The organism is Acidimicrobiales bacterium (assembly GCA_036491125.1).
GTDB lineage: Bacteria > Actinomycetota > Acidimicrobiia > Acidimicrobiales > AC-9 > AC-9.
The window spans coordinates 1-8021 of the sequence record DASXCO010000155.1; the positions used below are offsets into that span (position 1 = coordinate 1).

Annotated in this window: 7 protein-coding genes; 3 read left to right on the forward strand and 4 right to left on the reverse strand. The window is 71.3% G+C overall.

Annotated elements, in window-relative coordinates; genetic code table 11:
* The 3 genes from VGF64_12005 to VGF64_12015 all read left to right on the forward strand — a co-directional run.
* Window positions 1-993: alcohol dehydrogenase catalytic domain-containing protein (locus VGF64_12005; GenBank protein HEY1635474.1), on the forward strand; the 993-nt coding region annotated here is incomplete at its 5' end.
* Window positions 994-1067: 74 nt separating this feature from the next.
* A complete protein-coding gene (locus tag VGF64_12010; protein HEY1635475.1) occupies window positions 1068-2270 on the forward strand; it encodes an acyl-CoA dehydrogenase family protein in 1203 nt (400 codons plus the stop codon).
* Between the two features lie 24 nt (window positions 2271-2294).
* Window positions 2295-3824: an AMP-binding protein gene (locus tag VGF64_12015; protein HEY1635476.1), complete on the forward strand. Its 1530-nt coding sequence runs from the start codon at window positions 2295-2297 to the stop codon at window positions 3822-3824.
* Here the strand turns inward: VGF64_12015 and VGF64_12020 are convergent.
* The 4 genes from VGF64_12020 to VGF64_12035 form a co-directional block, all read right to left on the reverse strand.
* Window positions 3802-4668, reverse strand: a complete 867-nt coding sequence (locus tag VGF64_12020) for a DUF2127 domain-containing protein (protein ID HEY1635477.1) — start codon at window positions 4666-4668, stop codon at window positions 3802-3804. The genes VGF64_12015 and VGF64_12020 overlap by 23 nt on opposite strands.
* 25 nt (window positions 4669-4693) lie before the next feature.
* Complete coding sequence (locus tag VGF64_12025; GenBank protein ID HEY1635478.1) at window positions 4694-5413, reverse strand: ABC transporter ATP-binding protein; 720 nt, start codon at window positions 5411-5413, stop codon at window positions 4694-4696.
* The gene (locus VGF64_12030) at window positions 5410-6204 is read right to left on the reverse strand and encodes an ABC transporter ATP-binding protein (protein ID HEY1635479.1); all 795 of its coding nucleotides are present in this window, start codon (window positions 6202-6204) and stop codon (window positions 5410-5412) included. The genes VGF64_12025 and VGF64_12030 overlap by 4 nt, the downstream gene beginning before the upstream one ends.
* Window positions 6191-8021: ABC transporter permease (locus tag VGF64_12035; protein ID HEY1635480.1), on the reverse strand; the 1831-nt coding region annotated here is incomplete at its 5' end. The genes VGF64_12030 and VGF64_12035, both read right to left, overlap by 14 nt.

Genomic DNA, 8021 nt, shown 5'->3' on the forward strand with positions numbered 1-8021 from the left:
ATCTCCTTCCCCCAGGTGCTCGGGCACGAGGTCGTTGGCACCGTCGCCGAGCTGGGCCCGCAGGCTCGGGGCTTCGACGTCGGGCAGCGAGTGGTGCTCAACCCGTGGCTCTCCTGCGGTCCGCGAGGCATCGACCCGCCGTGCCCGGCCTGCGAGGCCGGCGACTACAACCTGTGCTGGCACTTCACGGACGGTCGGCTGTCGCCCGGCATCCACACCGGCAATGCCAAGGAGGCGACCGGTGGGTTCGCGCCGCGCCTGCCCGCTCACGACTCGATGCTCATACCGGTGCCGGACTCGATCCCCGATGACGTGGCGGTCATGGCGGACCCGTTCTCGGTGTCGCTTCACGCCGTGACCCGCACACCGCCGCCACCGGGCGGCCGGTGCGTGGTCTACGGGGCCGGCGCCCTGGGGACGACGACGACCACGATCCTCCGCTCGCTGTACCCCGACGTCGAGGTCCTCACGGTGGCCCGATGGCCGGCGCAGGCCGAGCTGGCGGCCCGCCTCGGGGCGAAGGTCGTGGCGCCCGAGCCGCGCGAGGCTCTGGTCGAGGAGATCGCCCGCTGGTCCGGCGGTGTGCTGCGCCGGGCGTGGGCCGGCCTACCGATGGCCCACCCCGGACACGTCGACGTCGTCTACGACACGGTCGGCTCGCCCGAAACCCTCGAGGTCGGTGTACGGGTGCTGGCGGCGCGTGGCTCGCTGGTGCAGACCGGCGTGTGCACCCCGGCTCGCTTCGAGTGGACGCCGATCTACTTCAAGGAGATCCGACTCGTGGGCTCCAACGCCTTCGGGATCGAGGAGGTGGACGGCCGCCGCCAGCACGGGCTGCGCCACTATCTCGATCTGGTCACCGAGGGTCGGGTCGACATTCGGCCCATGCTCACCCACCGGTTCCCGCTCGATGGGTGGCGGGAGGCGTTTGGCGCCCTCGCCGATCAGGGGACGAGCGGCGCCATCAAGGTGGCCTTCGACTTTCGCCCCTGAGCTCGAGCTCGTTCCGGCGCGCACGGTTGTCCGGAGGGCCGGCGGCGCCCTTGGCGGATACGATCGGCCCCGGTATGGACCCGTTCGCGGACACCGAGGACCAGGCGTCGCTGCGCAAGCTCGCCCGCGACCTGGCCGAGCGCGAGCTCGCCCCCAGGGCGTCCCAGTGGGACGAGACCGAGGAGTTCCCGTACCACTCCTGGGACGTGCTCAAGGCGTCCGACCTGTTCGGCATCACCACGGGCGAGGAGCACGGCGGCATGGGGATGGGCGACGTGGAGTCGACCATCGTGCTCGAGGAGCTGTCCCGGGCCGACGTGTCCAGCGCCATCCTGTGCCAGCTCGTCTTCAACGGCCCGCCCCGGGCCATCGAGCACCTCGGCAACGAAGCTCTCAAGCACCGCTGGCTGCCCCGCGTGGCCGCGGGTGACGCGCTGTTCTGCATCGGCATCACCGAACCCGATGCGGGCTCGGCCGCCAACCTCATGCGGGCCCACCTGACCGAGGACTCGGGCGGGGGCTGGCGCCTCAACGCCTACAAGAACTACGTGACCGGCGGTCACGTCGCCGCCGGGTGCCTGGTGTGGTGCCGTTGGCCGGGCGGCGACGGCGCCAAGGGCATCGGCGCGGTAGTGGTCGACCTGTCGTCCCCAGGGGTGAGCGTCACCGGCACCCACCGCAAGATGGGCCTCCGGGGCTGCACCGAGGCCGAGCTGGCGTTCGACGATGTCCACGTTGCACCCGAGGACGTGCTGCTGGCCGGCGACCCCGGCGACACCGCGGCTTTTCGGACACTGCTCGCCCATCTCAACCACGAGCGCTGCGGCAACGCGAGCATGTGCATCGGCGCCGCCCAGGGCGCGCTCGAGCACGCGGTGGGGTACCTCAACCAGCGCACGGTCGGCGCCCGGCCACTGGCCGAGCTCCAGGGCCTCCAGTGGAAGATCGCCGACATGGCGACCCAGCTGGAGGCGGCGCGCCTGCTGCTCTACCGGGCGGTGCACATGGCGGGCGCCCACGGCACGCCGCCGCCGCTCGAGACCGCCATGGCCAAGACGGCCGCCAACCTGGCAGCCAAGTTCGTCTGCGACGAGGCCATCCAACTGCTCGGCGGCTACGGCTACAGCCGGGAGTATCCCGTGGAGCGCGCCTATCGGGACATCCGCGGGCTGTGCATCGGAGCGGGCACGGTCGAGGTCCAGCGCAACTATGTGGGCGTCAACGTGCTGAAGGGGCGGGCACCCGCCAGCGCCGCCTGGCGCCCCCCGGCGGTGTAGCGCCGCCGCCCCAGCTTCTCCACTGTGCGCCTGCGTCCGACGTTCACACCCACCAGGGCCCGCCACTACCGCCGCGCGGGTGGCCCCTGGGACGTACCGCCGCTCGACGCCGTCCTATCGCCCCGGTTGTCGGCGCCGGTCCGCCTCGTCGACGGCTCCGTCCGCCTGACGGGCCCCGAGCTCGATGCCCTCGTGGGAGCGTTGGCCGGAGGGCTGCACGCCAGGGGCGTGAGGCGGGGCGACGTCGTGGCCTGGCAGCTCCCGAACTGGCACGAGTCTGTCCTCCTCTACCGGGCGTGCTGGCGGCTGGGGGCCGTCGCCGCCCCCCTCCACCACTCGTGGGGCACGAGCGAGGTCGAGCGCATCCTCGAGCTGCTCGAGCCCAGGCTCGTGCTCGGGGGCACCGGGTTGCCTGCCCGCGAGGCCCCGGGGGCCGTCCCCGTTCGCGGCCCCGGTGGGTCGTTCCCGGGCCTCCTCGATGCGAGCACCCCGGCAACCAGAGCCCGGCCGACCGATCTGGCCGTGGTGGTGTTCACGTCGGGCTCGACAGGTGAGCCCAAGGCTGTGCTCCACACCCAGCGGAGCCTCGCCTACAAGGCCCGCCTGATGGCCGCCGTGCACGGGCTGGGACGCGACGACGCGGTGCTGATGCCGGCTCCCCTCGCCCACGTGTCGGGACTGCTCAACGCGGTGCTGGTGCCGGGCGCGGCGGGGATGCGGACGGTGCTGATGGAGCGGTGGGACCCCGAGGTGGCGCTGACTGTCATGGAAGCCGAGCGGATCAGCTTCATGGTCGGCCCGCCCACCTTCTTCTTCGGCCTCATGTCGGCCACGGGCTTCTCCCAACATCGCGTGGCCAGTCTCAGGCTGGTGTCCAGCGGCGGCGCCGGGGTCAGCCCCGCCTTCGTCGCCACCGCCACGGCTGAGCTCGGGTGTCTGGTCAAGCGCACGTACGGCTCCACCGAGGCCCCCACGATGACGACCACTATGTCCGGCGACGAGCCACGTCAGGCCCAGGAGACCGACGGCCGGCCGGTCGGTGAGGTCGAGCTCCGGATCACCGATCCGAACAGCGGGCGCGCCATGCCGCCGGGCATCGAGGGCGAGCTGTGGGTACGCGGTCCGGAGCTGTTCGCGGGTTACGCCGAGGTGTCCCAGACCCGCGAGGCCACGCGGCGGGGATGGTTCCGCACCGGGGACCTGGCCGTGCAGGACCACGAGCGCTCGCTCACCATCGTCGGCAGGATCAAGGACGTGATCATCCGCGGCGGCGAGAACATCGCCATGGGCGAGGTGGAGTCGGTGCTCGAGGCCCATCCCTCGGTTCGCCAGGCCGTGGCTGTCGGCTATCCCGACGTCCGTCTGGGCGAGCGGGTGGCCGTCTTCGTCGTGACCGACGATGCCTTCGACCTCGAGGCCTGCCGAGCCTGGTTCGCGGAGCGGGGCGTGGCCCGGTTCAAGGTCCCGGAGCTCGTCGTCCCCGTCTCGACCGTTCCCACGACCGCCGCCGGCAAGGCTGACCGGGCCGCGCTCAAGGAACGCCTCCCGGGCTGACGGAGCCCTGGACCGGCCTTCGGGCGGCGTCGACCGTCGGAGGCGTGGTCCGCTCGATGGCACCCCAGCCGAGCTCCCGCTCGCGTATCGCCCGCTGGGCGGCTTCCCCTCCGCGCAGGCCGAAGAGGCGCTTGGCGACGAGCAGGTACACCACGATGGCGACGTTGATGAGCAGGGCCACCACCTTGAGCGCCGTGATCCTGGTCGTGAGCTCGTACACCTCGAGCGGCAGGAGCACCGTGGTCGCCACGAACGTCAGGTACTCGGCCCATCGGCGTCCGTACCACAGCCCCACCATCTCGACGGCCTCGAGCACGCCGTAGCCGGTGACGAACGCCCCGGCGACCTCCAGGGTCTGGGGCCGCAGCGACACGACCTTGTCGAGCTCACCGAGGAAGCCCCGATGGATGTCGTGGGTCGGCCCGCCGACGCCTCCCTGGAAGTCGGCCAGTATGCGGTACACCGCCTGCTGCAGCTGGGACCGGTGGGTGACGAAGACGAAGATGGCGGCGGCCAGCACACCGAGGACCACCACGTGGATAGCACGGTCGACCGCAATGAGGCGCAGCACATACCGGTCCCGAAGGGGCCGCCCCCGCAGCGGGAGCTCGATCTCGTCCCTGTCAGGCGGATGGGCGCGGAGGGGCTCGGGCGGCGGCGCCATCGGGATCCAGCTGTCGCACCGCAGGCACCGGTACCAACGGCTGCCGTCCATCTCCCGGGCCACGAGGTGGTCCTCGGGGCGTAGGGCGGCGGCATCGGTGCCGACCAGCATGTGATCCTGCAAGCCACAGCTCAGCAGCTCGTACCGGAGCTGGAGTCGACGGCGGCCGCGCCCACGCATCGCCGAACCGTACTCCGCGGTCACCTCAGGTGGTCGATGCTCTCCGCAGGTAGATGTCGAGCACGGCCTCGCCCACCTTGGCGGGGTCGCCCTCGAGCTGGATCCGCCCCTGAGCCATGATGGCGGCCCGATCGGCCACCCCGAGGGCGGTGCGAACGAACTGCTCGACGATCACGATCGCGATCCCCTCGGCGGCCAGCTGGGCGACCACCTCGTACAGCTCGCCCACCACGATCGGGGCCAGACCCATGGATATCTCGTCGAGCAGGAGCAGGCTCGGGTTGGTGGACAGCGCCCGCGAGATCGCCAGCATCTGCTGCTCGCCACCAGAGAGGGTGCCCGCCAACTGACCGCGACGGTCCCGCAGTCGGGGAAACCGGCCGAAGGCGCGCTCTTCCACCTCGGACCGGCTGACTCCGCCCCGGTAGGTCCACATGCGCAGGTTCTCGGTCACGCTGAGGTTGGGAAACACACCCCGTCCTTCGGGGATGATGCACACTCCCTTGCGGGCGAGCCCGTCCGGCGCCCGGGTGACCACCGAGGTCTCTCCGTGCCAGACGCTTCCCGCCGTGGGTCGCATGCGGCCGCAGGCCACCTTCAGAGTTGTCGTCTTGCCGGCGCCGTTGGGGCCCAGCAGGGCAAGGACGCTGGCCGTGGGCACCGACAGGTCCACTCCGTGCAAGACCTCGATGCGCCCATAGGCGGCCCTGACGCCCTCCAGCTTGAGAGCCGGGCGGTCACTCACCCGCCCACTCCCGCCCCGCTGTCCGGGGCTGGGAGGTCCGTGCTTGCCGTGCCCGCAGGCCGGCCTCCCGGGCCGGCCTCGACGCCGAGGTAGGCCAGCTGGACCCTCGGGTCGGCCTGCACCTCGGCCGGGGTCCCCACGGCGATCATCTGCCCGAAGTCGAGGACGTGGACCCGGCTGCACACCCGCATGACGAGGTCAACGTCGTGCTCGACGAGGAGCACGGCCATCCCCTCGGCCGCCAAGGCGGCGAGCAGCCGACCGAGGGTCTCGCTCTCGGCGTGGTCTAGCCCCGAGCTCGGCTCGTCCAGCAACAGCAGCTTCGGCCGGGTGCCGAGAGCCCGCCCCAGCTCGACGAGCCGGGCCATGCCGGTGGGCAGGGTGTCCGCCTGGCGGTCGGCCACGCCCCGGAGGCCGACGCGCTCGAGGATCTCGTCTGCGGCTCGGTGCCGCCCGCCGTCGCGCTCGGCCCGACCGAGGCGCGCCTCGATGCCCACGAGGATGTTCTCCCGGGCGCTCAGCGAGCCGAACAGCTCGAGTCGCTGGAACGTCCGGCCCAGACCGAGCCGGGCCCGGGCGTAGGGTCGGAGGCGGGTGATGTCGCGGCCATCGACGCTGACCGATCCGCGGGTGGGCCGTTGGAAGCCGGTGACGACGTTGAACAGCGTGGTCTTGCCGGCGCCGTTGGGGCCGATGAGACCGGTCACCTTGCCGACCTCGGCCTCGAGCGAGATACCGCCCAGGGCCTGCACCCCGCCGAAGGTGACGCCGACCCCCTCAACCCGCAACACGGGTCGGCTCCTGCATCACGTCAGGGGGTGCGGGGTCGTCGGGTTCACGCCGGCCCGCGTCGCGGCGATCTCTCCAGCGCTCGAGCGGGGTCTTGCCGCCCATGACGCCGTTCGGGTTGCGACCGATGCTGATGGCGCCGAGCCCCACCGCCAGGTACAGCAGGTCCCGCAGAGCGGGCACGTGCGACTGGATCACAGGGAAGATGGCGAAGAGCAGCCCCGCGAACAGCATCCCGGTGACCGTCTTGATGCCCCACACGCTGGCGAGCAGCAGGAGGGTGAGGCTGAAGAGCAGCTGGAAGTCGTTGGCCCCGACCTGGTTCTGCTGGCCCCCGTACAGCACGCCGCCCAGGCCGGCGAGGGCAGCCGAGGCGGTGAAGACGATGAGCTTGGTCCGGGTGATGTTGATCCCGACCGTCGCCGTTCCCGACGGGCTGTCGCCCATCGCCACCAGTCGTCGCCCGAAGGCCGACCGTCGCAGAGTCAGCACGCCGATCCCGACCACGACGAAGACCACGGCCAGCAGCACGAGGAACGCGCGCGGCGACTGGAGGGATATCCCAGGGATGTGCACCCGACCCACCGACAAGGCGCTGCCGGATCCGAACACGCTCGTGTTCTGGAAGAAGGCGAAGTCCATGGCCTCGGCGAAGGCCAACGTGCTCAGGGCCAGGTACAGACCGCGCAGCCGAATCGCCGGCAGCGCCACCAGGGCTCCGACGCCCCCGGCCAACCCGATGCCGGCCAGCACCCCGAGCCACGACCCCCCTCCCGCCACCTCGCCCATGGCGAACGCACCCAGTCCGGCGAAGGTCAGCTGACAGAGCGACACCTGGCCTCCGTAGCCCACGAGCAGGACGAGGGAGAGCATGATGATGGCGAAGGCGATGCCGTGCCCGGCCGTGTTCAAGTTGGCGGTCGACAGGTGAGCAGAGACGAACCACGTGAGCGCCACGAACACCGCCCCGGCGATGACCGACTCGCGCAGGCCCGCGACTCGCGGCACCCGAAGGGCGACAGCCCGGCCCGCCGCCCGGAGCCGGCCCTGCGGCACCACCAGGATGACGATGAAGAGGAACACCATCGGCACGACCGGCTTGATGTTGGAGAGCAGCGTGCCGACCGGCAGGTACCCGACGGCGTACGACTCCACGAGGCCCAGGACCACGCCGCCGGCGAAGGTGAGGGGCAGGTTCTTGAGCCTCCCCACCAGGGCGGCGGCGTAGCCGTTGATGACGAGCAGGGTGAGGGTGTTGATGTCCAGGGTGACGAGGGGGGCGAGAAGGATGCCCGCCAGTGCAGCCAGGAACGCCCCGATGGCCCACCCGTACTGCCCGAACCGCGCCGGGGACGCGCCGGCCATCGACGCCAGCTCGGGATCGTCGACCACGGCCCGCATCGCCGTGCCGGGCCGGGTTCGGAACAGGAACAGCCGCATGCCGACCGCCACCGCCGCGGCCACGATCACCACCGTGAGCTGGTGCCAGGTCACGACCACGCCGAGGATCGAGACGGAGTTGCCGGCGAAGAACTGGGGAAGGACCCGCGACGTCGTGGGATCCCAGATGATCGTCGCCAGCCCGATGAGGAGCAGGAGCAGGCCGATCGTGACCGTCAGCGTGGTCTCGACCGATGCCCCGTGCAGCGGGCGCATGAGCACCCGCTCGATCAGCGCGCCCATCAGCGGCGCGAACACGAAGAGCACGAGGACCAGGGCCAGTGGCGTGGGCAGGCCCTGGTTCACTGACAACTCCCAGAACAAGAAGGCCGCCACCATGCCGATGGCCCCGTGGGCGAAGTTGAAGATCCCCGAGGTG

Coding starts and splice junctions, on each gene's coding strand:
- VGF64_12010 (HEY1635475.1), top strand. CDS start 1,068: ATGGACCCGTTCGCGGACACCGAGGACCAGGCGTCGCTGCGCAAGCTC.
- VGF64_12020 (HEY1635477.1), bottom strand. CDS start 4,668: ATGCGTGGGCGCGGCCGCCGTCGACTCCAGCTCCGGTACGAGCTGCTG.